Consider the following 21522-nt stretch of genomic DNA (forward strand, 5'->3'; position numbering starts at 1 on the left):
GCCCAAGGGCCGGCGCGTTGGTCGGCGCTCAGCGGCTGATGGCCTTGAAGGCGCGCGTCTGGTCTCGGATGGCGATTTCCACCGGCAGGCGCTCCATGGAGGAGGCGCCGTAGAAGCCGTGGCAGTGCGTCGTGTTCTTCATGATGAAGTCGGCGTCGGCCGGCTCCGCCACCGGCCCGCCATGGACCAGGACCAGGGCGTCCGGCTTCACCGCGAGGGCCGCCTGTGCCCAGGCGTCCACCCGCGCCGGGCAGTCGGCCAGCTTCAGCGCCGTCTCGGCGCCGATCGAGCCGCCCGTGGTGAGGCCGAGATGGCAGACGATGATGTCCGCCCCCGCCTGCGCCATCGCCCGCGCATCTTCCTCGCAGAAGACGTACGGGGTGGTGAGGAGGCCCTTGGCGTTGGCGCGGGCGACCATGTCCACCTCCAGCGCGAAGCCCATGCCGGTCTCTTCCAGGTTCTTGCGGAAGGTGCCGTCGATGAGCCCCACGGTGGGGAAGTTCTGGATGCCGGAGAAGCCGATGCGCTTCACCTCGTCCAGGAACACGTCCATGCGCCGGAACGGATCGGTGCCGCACACGCCGGCGATCACCGGCGTCGACTTCACCACCGGCAGCACCTCCGCCGCCATCTCCATGACGATGGCATTGGCGTCGCCATAGGGCATGAGCCCGGAGAGCGAGCCGCGCCCCGCCATGCGGTAGCGGCCGGAATTGTAGATGACGATGAGGTCGATGCCGCCGGCCTCCTCGCACTTGGCGGACAGGCCGGTGCCGGCGCCGCCGCCAACGATGGGCTCGCCCCGGGCCGCCATGGCGTGGAACCGGGCGAGCAGGCCCGCTTTGTCGAGCCGGGTTGCCGGATGGACGCTCATGGGGTGGCCTGCCGCTGTCCTGGCCGCTCGCGCCGGCGGCTCTGGTGCAGCGCGCGGAAGTGCTGCACCACGGCCTGGGCGAAGGCGGGATCGTTGATGTGGAGCGGCAGGCGGATGAGCTGCCGGTTGGGGCCCGGGCGCACGGTCTCCGCCAGCGCCTGGAACAGCGCCGCGTCGGCCGCGGGATCGTGGAACGGCTGGCCGGGCGCATCGAGCGCCGAGACGCCGCGCTCGGGGATCAGGAAGCGCACCGGCCCTTCCATCTCGTTGAGCCGGCCGCCGATCCAGCGGCCCATGCGGGCGTTCTCCTCCGCCGTGGTGCGCATGAGCGTGATCTGCGGATTGTGGGGGTAGAGCGTGCGGGTTCGGTAGCGCTCGGGCACCGTGTCGGGGGCGGCGAAGTTCACCATGTCGAGCGCACCCACCGAGCCCACATAGGGGATGCGAGTGCGGATGACGGCGCCGAAGCGGTCCTCGGTGGCGGGCAGGATGCCGCCCATCATCATGTCGCAGACCTCGGTGGTGGAGAGGTCGATCACCGCGCCGAGCAGGCCCGAGTCCACCAGCTTCTCCATGGCGCGGCCGCCGGTGCCGGTGGCATGGAACACCAGCGGCTCCCACTCGGCCTCGATCAGCTTCGACACCTGCTGCACGCAGGGCGTGGTCACGCCGAACATGGTGAGGCCGACCAGCGGCTTGTCCGGGTTGCGCGCCGCGGCCGCCGGGCCGCGCGGCGCCGCCTCGCGCCTCAGGTCCGCGAGCCGCGCCTTCGCCATGGCGGCGAGCGCCCGGGCGCCGTTCCCCAGCACCAGGCGGGAGACCCGGTTGAGCCCCTGCACGTCGGTGACGGCGGGCATCATGGTGATGTCGCTGGCGCCCACATAGGCGCGCACGTCGCCCGCGGCCATGGTGGAGATCATGAGCTTGGGCAGGCCCACCGGCAGCGCCTGCATGGCCGGCGTCGCCAAGGCGGTGGCGCCCGATCCGCCGGCGGAGATGATGCCGGCGACGCCTTCCTGGCGCGGCAGCCAGGCCTTGAAGGCCTCGGTCATGGCCGCCACCGCCGTGCCCCGGTCGCCCGAGGCGATGCCGGCCGAGCCGCGCGGATGGGCGAGGGCGACCTCCTGGGGCGTCACGTCGCCGCCGGCGCTGCGGCCCGAGGTGGAGAGGTCTACCAGGCGGGTGCGCAGGCCCTCGGCCTGGATCAGGTCGCGGATGAAGCGCAGTTCGTCGCCCTTGGTGTCGAGCGTGCCGGCGACGATCACATAAGGCTCGGCCGCAGCCGCCGCGGCCGCCAGCGGCCGCACCTCCGCCGGGCGCCCGTCGACGGTGGCGAGCGCGGGACGCGAGATGGTGCGCGCCTGCGCCTCGATGCGCGCCGCCGGCACCGGCTGGGACCAGCGCGTGGGAATGACGGGATTGGCGTTGTAGACCCGGATCGGCCCGGTGGGGGCGGCGGCCTCGGCACGGGGCGCGGCGCCGGTGGCCGGCTCGGGCGTGCCGTCGGTCTCGTCGTGGCCGTGCCGGCCGACGCCCAGCAGGCGCTGCTGGAGGTCGCGGTCGCCCGCCAGCGTCGCCGAGGCGATCACCCGGTTGATGCGGCCGTTGACCATGATCGCCACCGGGTCCGACATCTGGGTCGCGACGCCGATATTCTGCTCGATCACCAGGATCGAGACGTCGCCCTGGTCGGCGAGGCGGACCAGCATCTCCTCCACATGGGCGACGATCACCGGGGCGAGGCCCTCGGTGGGCTCGTCCATCACCAGAAGGCGCGGATTGAGCAGCAGAGCGCGGCTGATGGCGAGCATCTGCTGCTCGCCGCCGGAGAGCTGCGCGCCGCCATTGCTGCGCCGCTCGGCGAGGCGCGGGAAGGCGTCGTAGATGCGCTCCACCGTCCAGGCGCCGCGCGTGCCCCGCTGCATCAGGCGCAGGTGCTCGTCCACGGTCAGCGAGCGCCACAGGCGGCGCCCCTGCGGCACGTAGCCGATGCCGAGCCGCGCCACCTCGGCCGGCGATCGCCCGGCGATCTCCTCGCCGAACAGGCGGATCGAGCCGGAACTGATCGGCACAAGGCCCATGATGGCCTTGCACATGGTGGTCTTGCCCATGCCGTTGCGGCCGACCACCGACAGCACGCCGTGCTGCAGCGTGAGGTCGACCCCCTGCAGCGCATGGGAGCGCCCGTAGAACACGTTGAGCCCGGCGATCTGCAGGATCGGCACGCCGGCGGCCGGCGGGGCCTTCAGGCGCTCAGCCATGACCACCCCCGAGATAGAGTTCCTGCACCTCGGGATCGGTCTCGATCTCTTCCGGCCGGCCTTCCTTGAAGATGCGGCCGTTGTGCATCATCGTCACGCTCTCGACGACGCGCAGCGCCACGTCCATGTCGTGCTCGATGATGATGTAGCCGATATGCGCCGGCAGCGAGGTGAGGATGTGGACCAGATCACGCCGCTCGGTCGGCGAGAGGCCCGCCGCCGGCTCGTCGAACAGGATGAAGCGCGGCGCCCCGGACAGGGCGAGCGCGATCTCCAGTTGCCGTTGCTGGCCATAGGCCAGCTCGCCGACAAGCTGGTCGCGCACGGCCGAGAGATGCACCGCCTCCACCAGGCCCTCGGCGGCGGCCATGAGCGCATCGTCGCGGCGCGGGCGCAGCAGGGAGAAGCGGCTGCGGGAGACCCCGCGGCAGGCGAGGTAGACATTGTCCAGCACCGACAGGCCGGTGAACAGCGAGGAGATCTGGTAGGTGCGCCTGAGGCCGCGCCGGATGCGCTCCTGCGGCGGGAAGGCCGTCACGTCCTCGCCGAAGAAGCGGATGATGCCGGAGGTGGGCGGGAAGTCGCCGGTGATGCAGTTGAACAGCGTGGTCTTGCCGGCGCCGTTGGAGCCGAGCACGGCCCGCCGCTCGCCCGGGCGGACGGAGAGGGTGATGTCCGAGAGCGCGGCCAGTGCCCCGAACAGGCGCGAGACGCCGCGCAGCTCCAGCGCGTTGGCGGAACCGGCCGCCGCCAGCCGCTCGCTGGCGACGGCGAGGCTTGAGTCCCGGCTCATGGCGCGGCTCATGGCGTGCCTCCCGGCGCGTCGCCGCCGATGCGCATCTGCGCGGCGCGTGCCTCGCGGCTGCGGCGGGCGCGCTCCGTGATGCGGCGCCAGATGCCGATCAGCCCGTCGGGCGAGAACAGCACGATGACGAGGAAGCCGAGTCCGATCAGCAGCTGGAAGCGCTTGCCGTCGAGCCCGACCCATTCGAGCAGATCGAGCGAGAAGGTGCGCAGCAGCACGTAGACGAGGGCGCCGATGAACGGGCCGATGGGGCGCGACAGACCGCCCACCACGGCGATGATGAGGATGTCCACCACCGGCCCGACCCCGCCCGTGCCGGGGGAGATCTGGCGCTGGTACCACACCAGGAGCACCCCCGCGAAGGCGGCGAGGGCCGAGGCGAAGGCATAGGCGGCGATCTTGTGGGCGGTGACGTCGAAGCCCAGCGCCGCCATGCGCCGCGGATTGTCCCGGGTGCCCTGGAGGGCGAGGCCGAACGGCGCGCGCGCCACGTAGACCACGGCCCAGCAGGCGAGGGCGGAGCAGCCGAGGACCAGATAGTAGAACGGGATGTTCTCGCCCCAGTCGACGCCCAGGAAGACCGGCGGCGTGATCCCGTTGAAGCCGCTGAAGCCGTTGAAGACCGTGTAGTTCTGGAGGGTCAGGTAGTAGAACGCCGACGCGATCGCGAGGGTGATCATGATGGTGTAGATGCCCTCGGTCCGCACCGAGAGCGCGCCGCTCAGCGTGCCGAACGCGGTGGCGATGAGCACCGCCACGATCACCGCCGCCCACCACGGCCAGCCGAGGCTGATCTGGGTGATGGCGCTGTGCCCGAAGATGGCGACCACGTAGCCCGCCAGCGCCGCCACCGTCATCTGCACCAGGCTGACGATGCCGCCATAGCCGGCGAGGAACATGAGGCTCAGGGCGATCATGCCGAGGATCATCGCGTAGGCGAGGATCTGCACCAGCCAGAACGAGGAGACCAGCAGCGGCATCAGCAGCAGCAGGGCGGCCGCGACCCAGAAGGCGGTGCCCTGCCGGGCGATCGCCGCGCCGAGGCGGTCCGGCCGGCGCGCGGGGTAGGCGGAAGGGTGTTCGGCGATGGCCATGTCAGCGCCTCGCCGCCAGGCCCTCGGGCCGGATCGCGAGCACTGCGACCATGATGACGAAGGTCAGCATCACCGCATAGGTGGGCATGTAGACCGAGCCGAACTGCTCGGCGAGGCCGACGATGAGCGCTCCCATGGCGGCGCCGGGAATGGATCCCATGCCGCCGACGATCACCACCACCAGCGAGGAGAGGAGGATCTTGATGTCCTCGCCCGGCTGGAGCGACTGGAAGGTGCCGCCCACCACCCCGGCGAGCCCCGCGAGGCCGGCGCCGAAGGCGAACACGGTGATGAACACCAGTTGCACCCGCACGCCGGTGGCCGAGAGCATGTCGCGGTCGTCGACGCCGGCCCGCACCAGCATGCCGACCCGCGTGCGGTTGAGCGCCAGCCACATGGCGATGCCGACCACGATGGCGCCGAACAGGATGGCGATGCGCACCAGCGGATAGTTCATCATCACCGCCTCGCCGCTGCTGCGCAGCCCGACGATGAAGGGCAGTTCCACCGGCCCGGACAGCCATTCCGGCGTGGTGACCTGGAAGGTGTCGCCGCCGTAGGACCACAGCAGCAGGTCGGCGAAGATGATGGAGAGGCCGATGGTGACCAGCGTCTGGCGCAGGTCCTGCCCCTCCATCCAGCGGAACAGCAGCACCTGCATGAGGATGCCCACCACCGCCACCACCAGGAAGGCGATGAGCAGCGCCACCAGCCAGGAGCCGGTCAACTCGCCGATGCTGTAGCCGATATAGCCGCCCATCAGATACAGCGAGCCGTGCGCGAGGTTCACGTTGCGCATCAGGCCGAAGATCAGCGTGAAGCCGCTCGCCACCAGGAAATAGAGCGCGCCGAGCGTGATGCCGTTGAACAGGGCGCTCAGGAACACGCGCTTGCGGCCGAGCGACGCCTCCAGCGCCGGCGGCCAAACGGCGAACACCAGCCACAAAAGGATCGCGGCGAACACGATGATGAGGAACGACCAGATGGGCCGGCGGGCGATGAAGTCACCCATGACGCAGCTCCGGCATCTGCGGCGCGACGAGGCGCAGCGCGCGGCGGTAGTCGCTGGGCGACATACCCATGTGCGCGGTGAAGAAGCGGGTGAAGACGCTCTGGCACGAGAAGCCGATGCGGTGGCCGATGAGCTTGACCGGGTCGTTCGAGCGCACAATGCGCTCCAGCGCCGCGTCGAGCCGCACCGTGTTGGCGAACACCGAGGGCGTCACGCCCACCTGCTCGCGGAACAGCTTGAAGAAATGCGCCCGTGAGAGCCCGGCCTCGCGGGCCACGCAGGCGAGCACGCCCTCGTAGGACGGGTGCTCCTCCAGCAGCCGGCAGGCGCGCGCCACCCGCTTGTCGAGAGCGCCGTCGGCGGACTGGTGCAGCAGCGAGGCGACGAGATCCGGGCCGATTGGCTCGCTCGATGCCTGGGCGAGCGCCATGAGCACCGGCGCCAGCGTCAGTTCGCGGTGGCTGGACAGCAGCATGTCCACCGCCTTGTCCCGCCAGGCCGCCAGTTCGCGCGTCACCACCAGCGCCGAGGCGGGGAATGCGCGGCCACCGGTGGGGGTCATGGTCTGCGCCCGCAGCCATTCCGGCCGCAGGTAGACCACGAGGAACAGGCCGGAGCAGCCGAGCCGGTCGGGATGGAAATTGTGCGGCTCCCAGGGATTGATGGCGACGCCCATGAAGGGGTCGATGCGCACCTCCTGGCCGCTGACGGTGACGAGGCCATGGGCGCCTTCGAGATAGAAGATCAGGTGGGCTTCGCGATGGGCATGAAGCACCAGGGGGCGGTCGAGTTGGTAGATCGACACCCGGCCGAAGGGACCGTGGCAGACCGCGACAGCGCGACTCATGGTTCCTCGCGTGGCTTTCTCCGGCCGGGGGCCTGCCGCTTCGGGCAAGCCCCGCCCGATGCGTCGCGCGAGGGGCGCGACGCCGGGAACCGGTTTGGAACTTCGGTCGGTTGGGGGAGCATCGTCATCTCGCCCCGGTCTCTCAGAGTTGCGCGGCGATTACCGCTTGCACTCGGGATTGGTCCGCGAGGGCAGGCCCACCGCCTTGAACTGCTCGGGGGTCAGGCCGAGCGTCTGGTTGACGTTGGGCACCACCTTCACGAACTTGTTGGTGAGGTCGCCGTTCGGCAGTTCCGCCACCTCGGTGATGAAGGTGTTGGCGATCGCCTGGCGGTTCTCGTCGAGCTTGATCTTGCCGTTCGGCGCGTCGAGCTCGAGCTTGGCCAGCTCCGCCCGCAGCTTGGCGCCGCCGTCGGAGATGTCGCCGTTGACCTTCTCCATCCCCTGCTTCAGCGCGTTGAACGCGTTGTAGTAGTTGGTGGCGAACAGCGACGGGCTGGCGAAGCGCTTGTCCGCCGGGAAGGCGTCCTGGTAGGTCTTCACCCAGGCCTTCCAGCGCGGGTCGTCCCACGCGTCGGCGACGCCGCCGGACGAGGGGGTGCCCACCAGCAACTTCTTGGCGGCGCCGCGCGAGGACAGCACGGTCTGGTCCACCATGATGGAGCCGCCGATGAACTTCGCCTTGCCGCCGGTCTGGCTGTACTGGTTGAGGAAGTTCACGGAATCGCCGCCGCCGAGGCCGAGCCACACGGCATCCACGTCGTCCGGGATGTTGGCGATCACCGAGCCGAAGTCCTTGGTGCCGAGCGGCACCCACTGGCGCTGGACGATCTCGCCGCCGGCCTTGCAGTAGCCCAGCACGAAGCCGAACACCTGCGTGTAGGGGAACGAGTAGTCCTCGCCGATGATGGCGATCTTCTTGTAGCCCTTGTCCTTGAAGACATACTCGCCGAGGCCGGCCATCCACATGGCGCCGTCGCTGTTGAAGCGGAAGAAGTTCGGCGAGGGATTGACGAAGGTGGTCTCGAGCGCGCCGGACGAGCCGTTGATCATCACGAGGTTCGGCACGGTCTTGCTGTAGTCGCGCATGGCGATGCCCTCGGACCCGGAGAGCGGGCCGATGATGAGCTGCACCTTGTCCTGCTCGACCAGCTTGCGGGCGGCGCGCAGCGCGGAATCCGGGCTCGCGTCCGTCGGGGCGACGATGATCTCGATTTCCTTGCCGGCGATCTTGTTACCGGCTTCCTTGGCGGCGATCTGCACGCCGCGGACGCCGTCTTCGCCGCCGGAGGTCAGCGCGCCCGAGAGCGTCGCCAACACGCCAATCTTCAGTTTTTCCTGAGCCAGGCCCGGTCCGGCGGCCAAGCAATATCCGCACGCCAAAGCGGCGGCAAGGAGCGCCTTGCGCATAGCATATTCCTCCCTTTACGGCCGCGCCGATTGTTGTTCACGGCGGTGCCGGTGGCGGATTTCTTTGATCCGCCCTAGGGGAAAGCTAGCATAGGCCGATAGGCTGCCAAGATCGTCGGCATTGCCGAGGGTCTGCTTTTAAAACGGTTGGAATGGCGCAGATCGGCCCTTTCCGCGGCCGAAGGGCGGTCGCATCCGGTCGCGCTAGCACATTGTTATTCATGGAATTTATCAAGATGCGGCTGTATCCCTCGCCGGGACTTACCACCGCGCGCAATTCCCATGGGGCAGCGAAAGCCTGTCGGCGCTCACCGTTACGTGAGCGCCGCATGCTCAAGCTCAAGGTTGGTCGAACCGTGCGGTTTCAGGACCTTGGCCCGGTCGGGACCCGGTGGTCAGGTCAGGAGGGGTGGAACTGCACCACCACGCGCTCGGCGAAGATCGGCGTGCAGAATTCCTCGAAGAAGGCCTGATGCTCCGGTGATTCCGCATATTTCAGGTAGCCGTCGGCGTCGTCGAACTCCAGCACCAGGCCGACATCGTAATTGGGCCGGAAGTTGTGGCGCTTGACGTGGGATTCCCCGCCCGCGCCCTCATTGGCGCCGATGTACCAGTTCTTGATCACCGGGAGGCTGGTGGCGAGCTTCGGGAAGTTGGCGAAATAGCGCTCCACCGCCTTGGGGTCGGCGTCGGGCTTGAACTTCAGGATGGCCATGTGGCGGAACATCGTTTTCTCCGGTTTCTGAGGGTCAGGAAAGAGCGGGAAGGCGGAAGATGCGCCGGCAGGTCCCGCCCATGACGGCGGGGACCGCGGCGGGATCGAAGCGGGCGACGATATCGGCGATGCCGGACCAGATCTCGCCGTACGACCCGCCGAGAAGGCTCACCGGCCAGTTGCTCGCCGCCATCACGCGCGCGGGGCCGAAGCGGGCAAGCACATGCTCCGCGAAGGGCCGCACGTCGTCGGTTCGCCAGCGCCAGGCCAGCACCACGTCGAGCCCCACCGAGAGCTTGATGGCGACGTTGGGCAGTGCCGCCGCCCGGTCGATCATGGCGCGCCAGGCGGCTTCATCGCCACCGCCGACCGGCGGACGGGCGAGATGGTCCAGCACCACGGGCATGTTCGGGTAGCGCTCGGCGGTGGAGAGCACGGCCGCAAACCGCTCCGCATCGTTCGGCACCGCGTCGAACACGAGGCCCGCCGCGGCGACGAGACCCACGGCCTCCTGCACTTCGGGCGCCAGGAGCCAATGGGGATCGGGCTCGAAATTGATCAGATGGCGCATGCCCACCAGCTTGGGACGGTGGGCAAGGCGCGCGAGCGTCCGGCCGGTGGCCTCGGGATCGCGCAGCGGCAGCCATCCGACCACGCCGACGATCCAGGGCGTTGCGTCCGCAAGGTCGAGATACTCGTCGGTCTCGTCGCCGTTGTTGAGCGATTGCATGAGCACGGTGCCGTCGACCCCCGCCGCGGCCATGGCGCCGGCGAGATCGTCCGGGGTGTAGTCGGTATCAAGCGTCGCGCGGGCCGCGGGCGGCCAGGAATGGGGCCGGCGGTCCATCCACCAGAAGTGCTGATGGGCGTCGATGGTACTCATGCGGGTCCTGCCTCCGGGCAGCGGGGTAAGTCACGGTCGAGAAGGCGGTGCCCGACGAGCGCGCAGGCTGCCGCCGCGAGCGCCATGGCCGCTGCCGTCAGCCAGGCGGCGCCGAACGAGGCGTGGGCGACCACGAGGCCGAACACGAGCGGGCCGAAGATGGCGCCGGCGAACACGCCCGCCTGGGTAATGCCGGTGGCGGCGCCCGCCGAACGGGAATTGGCGCGCACCACCGCGAGCAGCGACAGGCCGGACCAGCCCCAGCCGAGGCCGAAGCCGAGCGCGGTGCCGACCATCGCCGGCACCAGCCCGTTGCCGAGCGCAAGCAGGGCATAGCCGGCCGCCCCGCCCACAAACAAGAGCGCCACCACGGGCAGCGGCGCGAACGGCCGGCGATCCACCCAGAAGCCGAAGGCGAGGCGGGTCGCCACGGACACCACGCTGCCGAGCGCGACCACCAGCCCGCCGACGGCCGCCGAATGACCGTCCGCCGTCACGGAGGGCACTAGGAAGGTTGCCATCGCGTTGGCGCTGCCCGCGCCGAGCCCGGACATGGCCCCAAGCACCAGCAGGGTTGCCAGCGACGAGCCTTCGCGCCGCTTGTGACGCACGGGGCCGCCGGTACCCCTCGCCGGCGCGCCGCGCGGGAGGATCGCGACCAGGCCGAGCGCCGCCGCGCAGCCGATGCCGAAGGCGAAGCGCCAGCCGAGCGTGAGGCCCACGGCCGGCACGGCGAACCCCGCCGCGAGCGTGGCGATGGGGATGGACGACTGCTTGATGCCGAAGCCCAGCCCCTGCCAGCGGAAGCGCGCGACGGCGAGGTTCGTGGACGGCTGGATCCAGCCGTTGGCGAGGCCCGCCACCACCAGCCAGGCGGAGAGCGAAATCGCCGAAGTCGCGAACAGGGCGATGCCGCCCGACGCCAGGACCGTGATCATCAGCCCCGAACGGGTGGCGCGCCAGGTGCCGAGCGTGTCGGCGAGCGGGCCGAGCAGCGCCGAGCCGATGGCGGACGCGGCATAGAAGATGCCGGCGGCGGCGCCGAGGCCTACCGCGTCCATGCCCAGTTCGGGCAAGGCGAGGGGTGCCAGAGCGCCCGTGAGGAACACCGGCAGCGCGCCGAGCGTCTGCGCCGCCACCGCGAGCGCGAGCGCGCGGCCCGGCCGTTCCTCGTCCTCAGCGCTGCTCACCTCAGCGGCTCCACCTTGTCGATCCAGGGCAGGCTGGCGAGGCCGACAAGCTGATCCTGCGAGACCTGCCTGAGGCGGATGCGCTTCAGGGAGCCGTCGCGGCCGGAGAACATGCCGTAGGTGGCGAGGCGCTCGTTGTGGAAGCGCTCGGGCTCGAAGCCCACCACCGCCACCACGTCCACCAGTCCCGCGCGCGGCACCTTGGGGTCGATGCGGCTCTCCCGCGTGAGGAAGCCAACAGCCTGCTGGCCCCAGAGCGTGCCGGCGACGATGGCGATGCCCAAAGCGAGCTTGAGCAGGTCCGGATTGAGGCCGCGGCGGCCGGATCCGACGGCGGCGGGGGAAGGGGTGTCGGCCATGGCTAGATCCCCCGGCTCGGCGTGACGAGGCCCCACCGCTCGATGGTGTGCTTCTCGATCGGCGCCAGCAGATAGCGGTCCATCAGCACGCCCAGCAGGCCGATCACCAGGCAGCCGGCGATGATGATGTCGGCGCGGTGGAACTCCGCGGCGCGGAAGATCATCTGGCCGAGGCCCACCGTCGCCCCCACCAGCTCGGCGGCGATCAGCGCGCGCCAGCCGAAGCCGAGCCCGGAGCGGATGCCGGAGAGGATGTAGGGCAGGGCGCCGGGCAGCGTCACGTTGAGGATGATGTGGAGCCGGCTGCCGCCCAGCGTCTCCACGCTTTGCTCCAGCACCGGTGGAACGAGGCGCACGCCCAGCACGGTGTTCTGGAAGACGAGGAAGAACACCGTGTTCCAGATCAGGAACACCACCAGCGCCGTGCCGATGCCGAGCCACCCGATCATCAGCGGCAGCCAGACGATGCCGGAAATGGCGTTGAAGAACACCACCAGCGGGTTGAGGAAGTCGGCGGCGCGCCGGTTGAGGCCGACAAGGAAGCCGCCGACGACGCCGGTGACGACACCCACGGTGGTGCCGAGCAGGAGGCGGCCGAGGCTCGCCAGGGTGTTCTGGAGCAGCTCGCCGTCCGCCGCCAGTTGCCACAGCGCCTCGGTGACGGCCCAGGCGGGCGGCAGCGTGCCCACCGGCGGGCGGGCGATGAGCCAGTAGATGCTCCAGCCGGCGATGAGCGCCACGAAGGGCAGCGCCGGCAGCAGCTTCCAGGTGAGAGTGTCGGTGCGGACGGGCTTGGCATCGCTCATTTGCGCAGCACTCCCCAGCGGGCGACGGTAAGGTTCTCGATCGGCTGCACGATCAGGCGGTCCACCACCACGTAGAGGACGCCGATGGCGATCATGCCGCAGATGATGCGGTCGATCTGGCCGAAGGTGCGGGCGCCGAAGATCAGGTCGCCGAGCCCGCCCTGGCGGATCAGCATCTCGGCGGCGATCAGCGCGCGCCAGCCATAGCCCATGCCGAGCCGCAGGCCGACGACGATGCTCGGCAGCGCGCCGGGCAGATAGACGTCCTTCACGACCCGGAACGTGCCGGCCCCGAGCGAGCGCAAGGCGAGCGCATAGCTGGGGGGGATCGCGCGCACGCCCAGCATGGTGTTGAAGATGACCGGGACGACGAGCGTGTAGACCACGATCACCTGCACCGTGGTGTCGGTGAAGCCGAACCAGATGATGGCGAGCGGCAGCCAGGAGATGCCCGACACGCCCTGGAAGAAGCGCAGGAACAGCCCCAGCGCCCGCGCGACATAGGCATTGGAGCCGATGGCGAAGCCGAGCGGGATGCCCACCACCGCCGACACCACCACGGCGACGCCGATCTGGTAGAGGCTGGTGGCGGCATAGTCGGCCAGCACGCCGCGGGAGAGCAGGTTCCAGAAGGTGACGAGCACCTGGTAGGGTGAGACCAGAATTCGGTCCGGCAGGTCGAAGCCGGCCTTGATCGCCCACCACAGCGCCACCACGGCGGCGAACGGGGCAAGGAATTTGCCCGCGCCGAGCAGGCCGGATGCCAGGGGCGAGGGCCGCCGGGGCGGCGCGCCGGCGGCGGCGGGCGCCGAGACGGCTGTCATGGTCATGACGCCTCCTTGAGCGGGTCGGGGGTTTCGCCGGGGCGCGCGGCGCCGTCCATGCGCTCGTCGCGCACGAGGCGCAGCACCTGCTCGCAGATGGCCTGCATCTCGGGGTCGGTGGTGAAGCTCTCCCAGTCGCGCCCGCCGGCCTTGCGGCGCGGCACCTCGATGCTGGCCTTGATGCGGCCGGGCCGCTTGCTCATCACCAGCACCCGGTCGGCGAGGAACACCGCCTCGTCCACCGAGTGGGTGATGAAGAACACGGTCTTGCGGGTGCTGAAGGTGAGGCTCGCCAGTTCCTCCTGAAGCGTCAGGCGCGTCATCGCGTCCACCGCAGCGAACGGCTCGTCCATCAGGATGATGTCCGGGTCGGCGGCCCAGGTGCGCGCCACCGCCACGCGCTGGCGCATGCCGCCGGACAGTTCGTGCGGATAGCGGTCCTCGAAGCCCTTCAGGCCGGTGAGCGCGACGAGGCGCGCGACCGTGCGCTCGCGCTCCGCCTTCGGCACGCCGGCGATCTCCAGGCCGTGGCCGATGTTCCGCCGCACCGTGCGCCAGGGCAGGATGGCGAGTTCCTGGAACACCACGCCGCGGTCGCGGCCGGGGCCGGTGACGGTCTTGCCGTCGCAGACGATCCGCCCGCGCGTCGGCGTGATGAAGCCGGCGATGGCCTTGAGCAGGGTGGTCTTGCCGCAGCCCGACGGCCCCACCAGCGTGACGAACTCTGCGGCGGGGATCTTCAGGTCGATCAGTCCCGTCGCCTGGACGGGACCGTCCGCGGTCTCGAAGAAGTGCTGGAAGCCCTCGACGATGATCTTGTCCGGGGAGGTCGCGTCCATGGCGGCGGCCTCACGCAGGTTCTTTGGCGGGCAGGCGGCGGGTGCCGTCCTCGGTCAACCACACCGTCTCCGCCGCATCGGTGCTGGGCACGCCGATGTAGCAGAAGATGAGCGAGGCCTCCTCGGTCTGCGAGGCATTGGCGATGACGTGGATGGCGCCCGCCGGCACATAGGCGAAGTCGCCGCCCTCCAGGATCACTTCCTTGCGGTCGGAGGCGTCCGAGCGCGCGTACCACAGCTTGATCTTGCCGTAGAGGATGTACCAGACCACGTCGTTTGAGGCGTGGTAGTGGGTCGGGTTCGGCCCGGCGCCGGGCACGAGGATGGTCCGGCCCATCGTGGCGTTGGGGCTATCGACGGTCTTGTCGGAGATGCCGAAGCCGATGCGCAGCGGCGGCTCGTAGGTGGTGTCGGTGCCGATCTTGCTCTGGCGCACGACCGTGACCTGCTGCTTGTCGAAGGGAACCATGGTGACGCTCCTGGATGCTCGTTCGTTCGAGGGGGATTACTTCAGCGCGCCCTTGCAGTCGGAAAGCTTTTCCGGCAGCGGCGGCAGATCGGCGAAGAACTGGGGATTTTCCTTCTCCACCTTCTTGAGGATGGAGGTTTCCGCGAAGTCGTTCGCCGAGGTGAAGGCGTTGGTCTTGATGAGACCCTTCGTCACCATCTCGTTGCCGGTCTTCAGCAGGCCGTCCTCGGTGCACAGCGAGATGCGCGGGTCCCACGCCATGTGCTTGATGCCCTCGGCCGCATCGGCGAGGTTGAGGCCGTCGAGATGGTAGGTGGCGATCTTCGCCGCCTCCCCGGGGTTCTTGCGCACGAACTGGGTGGCCTCGGCGAGGCCGAGCGCAAAGGTCTCCAGCAGCGCCTTGTTCTCCGCGATGTACTTCTCGTTGGCGAGCACGCCGATCACGTCGGCAACGAGGCCGGGCGCGCCGCGGCTCACCACGACCGCGTTGGGGCCGAGCTCGCGCACGCTCTGCGAGAGATAGGGCTCCCACGGCACGGTGGCGTCGACCACGCCCTGCGAGAGCGAGATGGGCATGTCCGGCACCGGCACATTGACCACCTGGAGCTGCTTGATGTCGACGCCGCCTCCGGCGAGGAACTCGCGCAGATAGACCTCCTGCGTCGAGCCGGCGAGGCTGCCCACCTTCTTGCCCACGAACGACTTCGGGTCCTTGGTGATGCCCCGGTCGGCGCGGCCGACGATGCCGCGTCCGCCCGCCACCGCGATGAAGGCGGCGTCGTTGTAATAGGGGATCACGCCCTTGATCATGTTGCCGCTGGCGCGGGCGCTGGCTGTGGTGGTGCCCATGTTGGCGCCGCCGAGCTGCGCCTCGCCGGCATTGAGCGCCTGGGTGATCTCGCGCCCGCTCGCCACCAGCTTCAGGCGCACATTGAGGCCGCGCTTGGCCCAGTAGCCGTTTTCCACGGCGACGAAGGCGGGCACGCTGAACAGATTGTTGCCGAGGACGAACACCACCTCCTTCGCCTTCTGCTGCTGGGCGAGGGCAGCGGGAGCGGCGAACGCGACGGCGACCGCGGATGCGAGGGCGCAAGCCCACCTCGTGGCGTGCTTCATGAACTCCTCCCTGTGTTGCGGCCGCGTTTCTTCTTGGTGGGCCTCATGGCCCCCGTCGCGGCTCGGAAAATCTGCCCGTGCGGGCCGAAGGCTGCGTCAGCTCATCGGCCCTCCCAGCGGGACCGCCTGCCTGGCCAGGAAGGCCTCCACGCCGATGCGAAATTTGCGGTTGCCGCCTCGCGGCAGAAGGCGTCCGGCGACGCAGGCGGCGGCTGTCATGGCCTGTCCTCCCGGCGCAGGGCGCACGGGGGCCGACCTGCGCCTGGGCGCAGCCTCATGGTCGATCCTCCCTCGCGGCGGGGCTGTCCGCCCACGCTCTCATTGTCGATTGCCGGCCGGCGTTGGCGCGCCGGCAGGACCTTTCACAGCCGGGTCAGGCCGTATTGCTCGATGATGCGCACCATCTGTCCCGACGCCTTCTCGCGGTGATCGCGATAGAGCCGGGTGGCGCGGGCGGGGTCGCCGGCGAGGATGGCTTCCACCACCTCCCGGTGCTCGCGCGTGGAATCGGTCGGCTTCGGCCGGAGCCGCAGCGTGAACATGCGGGCGCGGTGGGACTGCTCCCACACCGCCATGACCATGGCGGCGAGCCGGCGGTTGCCGCACAGTTCCACCAGGGACAGGTGAAATCGCTCGTCGGCCTTCGCCCAGGAATCGAGGTCGTCGCGCTCCATGGCGGCGGCCATGGCGTCGCAGGCCTCCACCAGCGGCGCGATCTCGTCCGCCGAGGGCTGGCGCGCCGCGAGTTGCTCGGTGGCGACCAGTTCGAGGCCGATCATGATCTGGTAGATTTCGGTCATGTCGCGCGGCGCCAGCGGCAGCACGGTCATGCCGTGGCGCGGCACGACGCGCACGAGGCCTTCGTGCTCCAGGCGGATCATCGCCTCGCGCACCGGGGTGCGAGACAGCCCGAGATCGTTCGCCAGCGCCTGCTCCAGAACCGCGGTTCCGGGGGCGTACTCGTTATCGAGGATGCGCTGCTTGATGGTGGCATAGGCCACCTGCGCCGACTTTTCGCCGGTCTTGGGGGACGCCGCCAAAGGGCGGGACTGGGAGGCCGCGAACGTCATGATGCGATAACGTATGCGATATTGTGCGCATTGCAAGCGCCTTCGCGCGGCGGGGGAAATGGCGGCGGGGGGCCTTGCATTCCCCGCCGTGCACCGGCACAGGGGGAAGGCCGGGCTGCCCGACGCCCCGGCCTATCCAGGGAGCGGTTCATGAAACGAGTTGTGGCGAGCCTCGCGGTACTGGCGGCCCTTGCGACCCCGGCGCTGGCCGATGCTGCCGCGGCGAACCGTTGCGCTGCCAAGCTTCCCGAGGATGCGCGGGCGATCTACAACGCCAGCGCCCCCCTGCTGGTGAAGGGCGCCGATGGGCGCACGATCGTCACCGAGCAGACCCGCAAGCTGGTCCTGTCCGGCAAGGTGAGCCACCTGTCCGCCAACACCGCGGCCATGGCCGCCGCCGACTGCCTGGTCCTGCGCTGACGGGCGCGCCGCCGCGCCCGACGTGCGGCGCGGCGGACGGTTGTCGGGCGCCCGCGCCCTCGCTATAGAACCATTCGAAGAGCGGGCCTTCGCCCGCGCGGCAAGCGGGCACGGGCACATCATGGTGGCGCGCATCTACAGGCCGTCGCGCAATGCGATGCAATCGGGCGTGGCGAAGACCAAGAGTTGGGTTCTCGACTACGAGCCCGAGCACGCGCGCATGGTGGAGCCGCTGATGGGCTACACCTCGTCCGCCGACATGCGCAGCCAGATTCGCCTGACCTTCGCCACCAAGGAAGAGGCGGTGGCCTATGCGGAGAAGCGCGGCATCCCCTTCCGCGTGTTCGAGCCGCACGAAGCCGAGCGCAAGAAGATTTCCTATTCCGACAATTTCGCCTTCAAGCGCATGGGCCAGTGGACCCACTGAAAGGCCGGGGTGCGGCGCGCCTCGTCGCCGCGCGGCGCTTCCATCCGCGCCGACGGACGACTAAAACCTCATGCTCCGGCCCCGTAGCTCAGCTGGATAGAGCAAGTGCCTTCTAAGCACTAGGTCGCAGGTTCGAGCCCTGCCGGGGTCGCCAGCGCCGATTCTCAGGCAATGTGAAGCGGCCCGCAGTGCGTGCCGGCACGGCTGTCTTCGCCCGAAGGCGCCAGAATCCCGAAGGCTGCTATGAGCCGCGGGCAGAAAATCTCTCTGGTGTGGTCGAACGCGTAGACGCAGGCGCCTACCGCCCACTCGCAATCCGACTCGGCCATTTCCAGCGCACACGCCAGATCGAAGCACACGGTCTCGCCGTCCAATTGCAGCTCGCCCTGCTGCGTCATGGCGAATGTCTTGATGAGATATGCTGCGGCGCAAGCTGCCCGTGGCATGATGCAAAATCTCCCGCGCGAAGACACATTCCGCGGATTCGGCCGCAGACCCTTCGCCACGGAACGACCATAACGCGCGCAAGAACGCAAAGGCTACCTTATTTGTTAGCGCTAATGCGGCAGCCTGTTGCAGGCAGAGTTGGAGCGGGGATGGGATCGGTTGTCCTCTCGAACGTCGTCCTCCTGGTTGCTGCGCTGCTGGTGGTTGCCGGGACCTTGTCGAGCCTGCTCGCGGCCCGGTTCGGCGCGCCGATCCTGCTGGTGTTTCTCCTGCTCGGCGTGCTGGCGGGAGAGGGCGGGCCGGGCGGGATCCATTTCGACGATTATTGGGCCACCTACATGGTGGGATCGGCCGCGCTCGCCGTGATCCTGTTCGATGGCGGCCTCAGGATGCGCGTCGCCAGCATGCGCGGAGCGCTGGCGCCGGCCCTGGCGCTCTCGACCGTGGGTGTGGTGCTCACGGCGGTGCTGGTGGCGATGGTCGCGGCGCCGCTGCTGTCGCTTTCGCCGATGGAGGCCTTCCTGGTCGGTGCCATCGTCGCCTCCACCGATGCTGCAGCGGTGTTCTTCCTGGTGCGGGCCCAGGGGCTGCATCTCACCCGGCGGGTAGGGGCGGCGATCGAGATCGAATCGGCCACCAACGATCCGGCGGCGGTCTTCCTCACCGTTCTCCTGGTGGAACTGCTCACCGCCAATCTAGCGGACCCCGGCGCGGCCGTGCTGCTCGGCGTCGTCCGCGAACTGGCGGTGGGGGCGGCGGTGGGGGTGGCCGGCGGCTTCGCCCTGGCCTGGCTTATCAACCGCGTGGATCTGCCTGGAGGCCTTCACCCGGTGCTGGTGGTGGCGTTCGCGGTGCTGCTTCTGGCCCTGACCGGGCTGCTGCACGGCTCTGGCTTTCTCGCCGTGTTCCTCGCGGGCCTCGTCATCGGCAACCGGCCGGTGCGGGCGCTGGCGCCCATCACCGGCTTCCTCGATACGGTGACCTGGCTGTGCCAGATCGTCATGTTCGTGATGCTCGGTTTGCTGGTCTCGCCGCAGAAGCTGGTGGAGTATGCGCTGCCGGCGCTCGGGGTGGCGGCCTTCCTGGTCCTCGTCGGGCGGCCGGTGGCGGTGTTCGCCTGCCTCGCGCCGTTCCGCTTCTCCGCCAAGGAGAAAACCTTCATTTCCTGGGCGGGCCTGCGCGGTGCGGTGTCGATCTTCCTCGCCACCATCCCCATGCTGGCTCAGCTGCCGGATGCGGAGGTCTATTTCAACGTTGCCTTCGTGGTGGTGTTCGTCTCCCTCGTTTTGCATGGCTGGACGCTGGTGGCGGCCGCGCGCCGGCTCGACGTGGCGCTGTCCGACCCGACGCCGGCGGTGCGACGCTTCGAGATCGACCTGCCCGGACAGATCGACCAGGAACTGGTCGCCTATCCGGTCACCGAGGGGACGCCGGCCGCCGGCGCCATGGCGCTGCCCGCCTGGGCGCGGCTGGTCTTCGTGATGCGCGAGGGGCAGATCATGACGCCGGAGGCCTCAGGTCCCCTGCGGCCGGGCGACTACGGCTACCTTCTGGTGCCCCCATACAAGGTGCTCGACCTCGACCGGATGTTCCGTCCGCGGGAGGCGACGGTGTTCCTCGACGTGGCCGCCTTTCCGTTCGCCGGTATGGTCCGCCTCGCCGACCTGGCCGATCTCTACGGCCTGCCCATAACCGACGCGGAGCGCGGATTTTCCATCGCCGAGGCGTTCGCCGACCGCTCCGACGGGCACCCCTTTCCGGGCATGCGCATCGGCTTCGGCGACGGCGCCGTGATCGAGGTTCTGGAGGTGGACGAGAACGGGGTGAAGGACGCGATCCTGCGGCTCGAGCCGAGCGGGCTCAAGCGCGGCATCGCCACGGTGCGAAAGCTTCTGGGCCGTCCGATCCAGGACGACGACTGAAATCCCGTCCGATCCCGCCACGTTCCCGCCTTGTCCGCGCGGAAGACTCGGGACGGTACCAATCTTGGGGGACTAGCGGCGTGCGGCTGTTCATGAGGCGCAGGGGGCAGGAGGGGGAGGGGAGCCGGGATGCGGCGCGCGTCCTCGCCGAGCTTGCCCGCCGGGTGCTCGACCTCGACGAAGCGACGACGGTCTCCATCTCCGAGATCGCCTGCGGCGATCCGGCCTGCGGCGGCGCCGAGACGGTGGTGCTGGTGATGCGTCCCGGCCGGCGCACCGAGGCGGCCAAGGTCAAGTGCCCCATGGCGCAGGTCACCGAAGATGACCTGCGGGCAGCCCTTCGTCCCCTCGCGGAGGCCTGACTCACGCGATCACGGGTTTGTCAGGAGGTTGCCCGTTGCCGCCTTGCGCAGTGCAGTCGATAAGTTGCCGCTCTCCTTATTTACAGGCTGAAGCTATGATGCGGCGAGGCCGGTCATTCACGGGCGTTTCAGGCGCCGTTTGAGGGGTATATGTCGCAGCATCCCACAGGGTCCGGCCGCGGTGTCCAGGACGGGACGCCTTCGCGAACGACATCGCGCGGCGGCGGGCGCGGGCGCCGGCTGACGCTGGTGGTCGCGCTGATCGCCGCGGTGGCGGGCGGCGCCTATGGCTGGTCGCACGGCTGGTTCTCGTCCGGCGCACCGGCGGCGAACGCCCAGGCGCCCCAGCGCCAGCAGCGGGTGGCGGTGCTCGCCGCCCAGGCGGTCAGGAAGCCCATGCCGATCCGGCTGGAAGCGCTCGGCACGGTGGAGGCCATTGTCACCGTGCCCATCCGCTCGCGGGTCGCCGCCAGCATCGATGCGGTGCGCTTCGCCGACGGCGCCTCGGTGAAGGAAGGCGACGTCCTGTTCGAACTCGACGACCGTGTGGTGCAGGCCCAGATCCGCCAGGCCGAAGCGACGCTCGCCCGCGACAAGGCGCAGCTCGACAAGGTGAAGCGCGACGTGGAGCGCTATACCGGTCTTGCCGCCCGCAATGCCGTCTCGCAGGTGCAGGTGGACGACGCCCGCACCGCCGTCGACGTGCAGGAAGCGACGGTCCAGCAGGACGAGGCCAACGTCCAGTCGCTCAAGGTCCAGTCGGGCTACTACACCATCCGCGCCCCCGTGACCGGGCGCATGGGCATCGCCACCGCGCGGCCGGGAACGGTGATCCGGGTGGACGACGTGCTCGCCACGGTACGCCAGACCAGCCCCATCTACGTCGCCTTCGGCGTCCCCGAGCGCTATATCAGCGACCTGCGCGCCGCCAAGGACGCCAAGGTCACCATCGCGCTCCAGGGCAGCGGCGAGCGGGTGGAAGGTGGCCACGTCGCGGTGATCGACAATACGGTCGATCCGCAGACCGGCACATTGATCGCCCGCGCGCTCTTCCCCAATGCCGACGAGCGGCTGTGGCCCGGCACGCTGGGCTCGGTGACGGTCACGCTCGGCCAGCAGGACGGCGTGGTCGCGGTGCCGGCGGAAGCGATCCAGAACGGCCAGAGCGGCACCTTCGTCTTCGTGCTCGACGGCGACGTCGCCCATGTGAAGCCGGTCTCGGTCGCCCGCACCGTGGACGGGCAGGCGGTGGTCACCAAGGGCCTGGAGGGCGGCGAGACGGTCGTCACCGACGGCCAGCTCTCGCTGCGCGAGGGCGCGCGCGTGAGCATCAAGAACACGCCCCGCCCCGCAGCCGGGACCTGACGCGC

General features: G+C 69.5%; 23 protein-coding genes and 1 tRNA gene. 6 read left to right on the plus strand and 18 right to left on the minus strand.

Going from position 1 to position 21522, the window contains the following annotated elements:
• Positions 1-28 precede the first annotated feature (28 nt).
• The 17 genes from D9R14_RS03415 to D9R14_RS03490 all read right to left on the minus strand — a co-directional run bounded on the left by D9R14_RS03415 (position 29) and on the right by D9R14_RS03490 (position 16574).
• The gene (locus D9R14_RS03415) at positions 29-874 is read right to left on the minus strand and encodes a phosphoenolpyruvate hydrolase family protein (RefSeq protein WP_121621909.1); all 846 of its coding nucleotides are present in this window, start codon (positions 872-874) and stop codon (positions 29-31) included.
• Positions 871-3135: an ABC transporter permease gene (locus tag D9R14_RS03420; protein WP_121621910.1), complete on the minus strand. Its 2265-nt coding sequence runs from the start codon at positions 3133-3135 to the stop codon at positions 871-873. Before D9R14_RS03420 ends, D9R14_RS03415 begins: the two co-directional genes overlap by 4 nt.
• Positions 3128-3928: an ABC transporter ATP-binding protein gene (locus D9R14_RS03425; RefSeq protein ID WP_121622099.1), complete on the minus strand. Its 801-nt coding sequence runs from the start codon at positions 3926-3928 to the stop codon at positions 3128-3130. The genes D9R14_RS03420 and D9R14_RS03425 overlap by 8 nt, the downstream gene beginning before the upstream one ends.
• An 8-nt stretch (positions 3929-3936) precedes the next feature.
• The gene (locus tag D9R14_RS03430) at positions 3937-5034 is read right to left on the minus strand and encodes a branched-chain amino acid ABC transporter permease (protein WP_121621911.1); all 1098 of its coding nucleotides are present in this window, start codon (positions 5032-5034) and stop codon (positions 3937-3939) included.
• Position 5035: 1 nt separating this feature from the next.
• Positions 5036-6046, minus strand: a complete 1011-nt coding sequence (locus D9R14_RS03435; RefSeq protein ID WP_121621912.1) for a branched-chain amino acid ABC transporter permease — start codon at positions 6044-6046, stop codon at positions 5036-5038.
• Positions 6039-6893, minus strand: coding sequence for a helix-turn-helix transcriptional regulator (locus D9R14_RS03440; protein ID WP_121621913.1), 855 nt, complete (start codon positions 6891-6893; stop codon positions 6039-6041). Before D9R14_RS03440 ends, D9R14_RS03435 begins: the two co-directional genes overlap by 8 nt.
• A 159-nt stretch (positions 6894-7052) precedes the next feature.
• Complete coding sequence (locus D9R14_RS03445; RefSeq protein ID WP_121621914.1) at positions 7053-8303, minus strand: ABC transporter substrate-binding protein; 1251 nt, start codon at positions 8301-8303, stop codon at positions 7053-7055.
• Positions 8304-8703: 400 nt separating this feature from the next.
• On the minus strand, positions 8704-9030 hold the full coding sequence (locus D9R14_RS03450; protein ID WP_121621915.1) for a Dabb family protein: 327 nt from the start codon (positions 9028-9030) through the stop codon (positions 8704-8706).
• Positions 9031-9052: 22 nt separating this feature from the next.
• Positions 9053-9901 carry an amidohydrolase family protein gene (locus D9R14_RS03455; protein ID WP_121621916.1) on the minus strand — a complete coding sequence of 283 codons (849 nt, stop codon included), beginning with the start codon at positions 9899-9901 and terminating at the stop codon, positions 9053-9055.
• Complete coding sequence (locus D9R14_RS03460; protein WP_170168472.1) at positions 9898-11091, minus strand: MFS transporter; 1194 nt, start codon at positions 11089-11091, stop codon at positions 9898-9900. Before D9R14_RS03460 ends, D9R14_RS03455 begins: the two co-directional genes overlap by 4 nt.
• A complete protein-coding gene (locus D9R14_RS23020; RefSeq protein ID WP_170168473.1) occupies positions 11088-11450 on the minus strand; it encodes a hypothetical protein in 363 nt (120 codons plus the stop codon). The genes D9R14_RS03460 and D9R14_RS23020 overlap by 4 nt, the downstream gene beginning before the upstream one ends.
• A 2-nt stretch (positions 11451-11452) precedes the next feature.
• Positions 11453-12256: an ABC transporter permease gene (locus D9R14_RS03465; protein ID WP_121621918.1), complete on the minus strand. Its 804-nt coding sequence runs from the start codon at positions 12254-12256 to the stop codon at positions 11453-11455.
• Positions 12253-13086, minus strand: a complete 834-nt coding sequence (locus D9R14_RS03470; RefSeq protein ID WP_121621919.1) for an ABC transporter permease — start codon at positions 13084-13086, stop codon at positions 12253-12255. The genes D9R14_RS03465 and D9R14_RS03470 overlap by 4 nt, the downstream gene beginning before the upstream one ends.
• Complete coding sequence (locus D9R14_RS03475) at positions 13083-13919, minus strand: ABC transporter ATP-binding protein (RefSeq protein WP_121621920.1); 837 nt, start codon at positions 13917-13919, stop codon at positions 13083-13085. Before D9R14_RS03475 ends, D9R14_RS03470 begins: the two co-directional genes overlap by 4 nt.
• 10 nt (positions 13920-13929) lie before the next feature.
• Positions 13930-14388 (minus strand): cupin domain-containing protein, encoded by a 459-nt coding sequence (locus D9R14_RS03480; RefSeq protein WP_121621921.1) that lies wholly within the window; start codon positions 14386-14388, stop codon positions 13930-13932.
• Positions 14389-14424: 36 nt separating this feature from the next.
• Positions 14425-15504, minus strand: coding sequence for an ABC transporter substrate-binding protein (locus D9R14_RS03485; protein ID WP_121621922.1), 1080 nt, complete (start codon positions 15502-15504; stop codon positions 14425-14427).
• A gap of 362 nt (positions 15505-15866) precedes the next feature.
• Positions 15867-16574, minus strand: coding sequence for a GntR family transcriptional regulator (locus D9R14_RS03490; protein ID WP_121621923.1), 708 nt, complete (start codon positions 16572-16574; stop codon positions 15867-15869).
• A gap of 150 nt (positions 16575-16724) precedes the next feature.
• Here D9R14_RS03490 and D9R14_RS03495 point away from each other — a divergent pair, with 150 nt between their 5' ends.
• The 3 genes from D9R14_RS03495 (at position 16725) to D9R14_RS03505 (ending at position 17575) form a co-directional block, all read left to right on the plus strand.
• On the plus strand, positions 16725-16994 hold the full coding sequence (locus D9R14_RS03495; RefSeq protein ID WP_147452937.1) for a hypothetical protein: 270 nt from the start codon (positions 16725-16727) through the stop codon (positions 16992-16994).
• A 121-nt stretch (positions 16995-17115) separates the two neighbouring features.
• Positions 17116-17421 carry an ETC complex I subunit gene (locus D9R14_RS03500; RefSeq protein ID WP_121621925.1) on the plus strand — a complete coding sequence of 102 codons (306 nt, stop codon included), beginning with the start codon at positions 17116-17118 and terminating at the stop codon, positions 17419-17421.
• Positions 17422-17498: 77 nt separating this feature from the next.
• Positions 17499-17575 (plus strand) — tRNA-Arg (locus D9R14_RS03505).
• A gap of 10 nt (positions 17576-17585) precedes the next feature.
• Here the strand turns inward: D9R14_RS03505 and D9R14_RS03510 are convergent.
• Positions 17586-17819 carry a hypothetical protein gene (locus D9R14_RS03510; RefSeq protein WP_121621926.1) on the minus strand — a complete coding sequence of 78 codons (234 nt, stop codon included), beginning with the start codon at positions 17817-17819 and terminating at the stop codon, positions 17586-17588.
• Between the two features lie 198 nt (positions 17820-18017).
• Between D9R14_RS03510 and D9R14_RS03515 the strand changes: the two genes are divergently transcribed.
• From D9R14_RS03515 to D9R14_RS03525, 3 genes are all read left to right on the plus strand, one after another.
• Complete coding sequence (locus D9R14_RS03515) at positions 18018-19790, plus strand: potassium/proton antiporter (RefSeq protein WP_121621927.1); 1773 nt, start codon at positions 18018-18020, stop codon at positions 19788-19790.
• A gap of 80 nt (positions 19791-19870) precedes the next feature.
• A complete protein-coding gene (locus D9R14_RS03520) occupies positions 19871-20152 on the plus strand; it encodes a hypothetical protein (RefSeq protein WP_245420531.1) in 282 nt (93 codons plus the stop codon).
• 150 nt (positions 20153-20302) lie between these two features.
• The gene (locus tag D9R14_RS03525) at positions 20303-21517 is read left to right on the plus strand and encodes an efflux RND transporter periplasmic adaptor subunit (RefSeq protein ID WP_121621928.1); all 1215 of its coding nucleotides are present in this window, start codon (positions 20303-20305) and stop codon (positions 21515-21517) included.
• The last annotated feature ends 5 nt before the right edge of the window (positions 21518-21522 follow it).

The sequence above is a fragment of the Xanthobacter tagetidis genome (assembly GCF_003667445.1).
Lineage (GTDB): Bacteria > Pseudomonadota > Alphaproteobacteria > Rhizobiales > Xanthobacteraceae > Xanthobacter > Xanthobacter tagetidis.

What these genes read in the sequence shown, in the direction of transcription:
- D9R14_RS03525 (WP_121621928.1), top strand. Translation starts at nt 20,303, where the DNA reads ATGTCGCAGCATCCCACAGGGTCCGGCCGCGGTGTCCAGGACGGGACG.
- D9R14_RS03490 (WP_121621923.1), bottom strand. Translation starts at nt 16,574, where the DNA reads ATGACGTTCGCGGCCTCCCAGTCCCGCCCTTTGGCGGCGTCCCCCAAG.
- D9R14_RS03510 (WP_121621926.1), bottom strand. Translation starts at nt 17,819, where the DNA reads ATGACGCAGCAGGGCGAGCTGCAATTGGACGGCGAGACCGTGTGCTTC.
- D9R14_RS03425 (WP_121622099.1), bottom strand. Translation starts at nt 3,928, where the DNA reads ATGAGCCGGGACTCAAGCCTCGCCGTCGCCAGCGAGCGGCTGGCGGCG.
- D9R14_RS03465 (WP_121621918.1), bottom strand. Translation starts at nt 12,256, where the DNA reads ATGAGCGATGCCAAGCCCGTCCGCACCGACACTCTCACCTGGAAGCTG.
- D9R14_RS03435 (WP_121621912.1), bottom strand. Translation starts at nt 6,046, where the DNA reads ATGGGTGACTTCATCGCCCGCCGGCCCATCTGGTCGTTCCTCATCATC.
- D9R14_RS03485 (WP_121621922.1), bottom strand. Translation starts at nt 15,504, where the DNA reads ATGAAGCACGCCACGAGGTGGGCTTGCGCCCTCGCATCCGCGGTCGCC.
- D9R14_RS03480 (WP_121621921.1), bottom strand. Translation starts at nt 14,388, where the DNA reads ATGGTTCCCTTCGACAAGCAGCAGGTCACGGTCGTGCGCCAGAGCAAG.
- D9R14_RS03445 (WP_121621914.1), bottom strand. Translation starts at nt 8,303, where the DNA reads ATGCGCAAGGCGCTCCTTGCCGCCGCTTTGGCGTGCGGATATTGCTTG.
- D9R14_RS03420 (WP_121621910.1), bottom strand. Translation starts at nt 3,135, where the DNA reads ATGGCTGAGCGCCTGAAGGCCCCGCCGGCCGCCGGCGTGCCGATCCTG.
- D9R14_RS03415 (WP_121621909.1), bottom strand. Translation starts at nt 874, where the DNA reads ATGAGCGTCCATCCGGCAACCCGGCTCGACAAAGCGGGCCTGCTCGCC.
- D9R14_RS03495 (WP_147452937.1), top strand. Translation starts at nt 16,725, where the DNA reads ATGAAACGAGTTGTGGCGAGCCTCGCGGTACTGGCGGCCCTTGCGACC.
- D9R14_RS03430 (WP_121621911.1), bottom strand. Translation starts at nt 5,034, where the DNA reads ATGGCCATCGCCGAACACCCTTCCGCCTACCCCGCGCGCCGGCCGGAC.
- D9R14_RS03450 (WP_121621915.1), bottom strand. Translation starts at nt 9,030, where the DNA reads ATGTTCCGCCACATGGCCATCCTGAAGTTCAAGCCCGACGCCGACCCC.
- D9R14_RS03515 (WP_121621927.1), top strand. Translation starts at nt 18,018, where the DNA reads ATGGGATCGGTTGTCCTCTCGAACGTCGTCCTCCTGGTTGCTGCGCTG.
- D9R14_RS03470 (WP_121621919.1), bottom strand. Translation starts at nt 13,086, where the DNA reads ATGACCATGACAGCCGTCTCGGCGCCCGCCGCCGCCGGCGCGCCGCCC.
- D9R14_RS03475 (WP_121621920.1), bottom strand. Translation starts at nt 13,919, where the DNA reads ATGGACGCGACCTCCCCGGACAAGATCATCGTCGAGGGCTTCCAGCAC.
- D9R14_RS23020 (WP_170168473.1), bottom strand. Translation starts at nt 11,450, where the DNA reads ATGGCCGACACCCCTTCCCCCGCCGCCGTCGGATCCGGCCGCCGCGGC.
- D9R14_RS03440 (WP_121621913.1), bottom strand. Translation starts at nt 6,893, where the DNA reads ATGAGTCGCGCTGTCGCGGTCTGCCACGGTCCCTTCGGCCGGGTGTCG.
- D9R14_RS03500 (WP_121621925.1), top strand. Translation starts at nt 17,116, where the DNA reads ATGGTGGCGCGCATCTACAGGCCGTCGCGCAATGCGATGCAATCGGGC.
- D9R14_RS03455 (WP_121621916.1), bottom strand. Translation starts at nt 9,901, where the DNA reads ATGAGTACCATCGACGCCCATCAGCACTTCTGGTGGATGGACCGCCGG.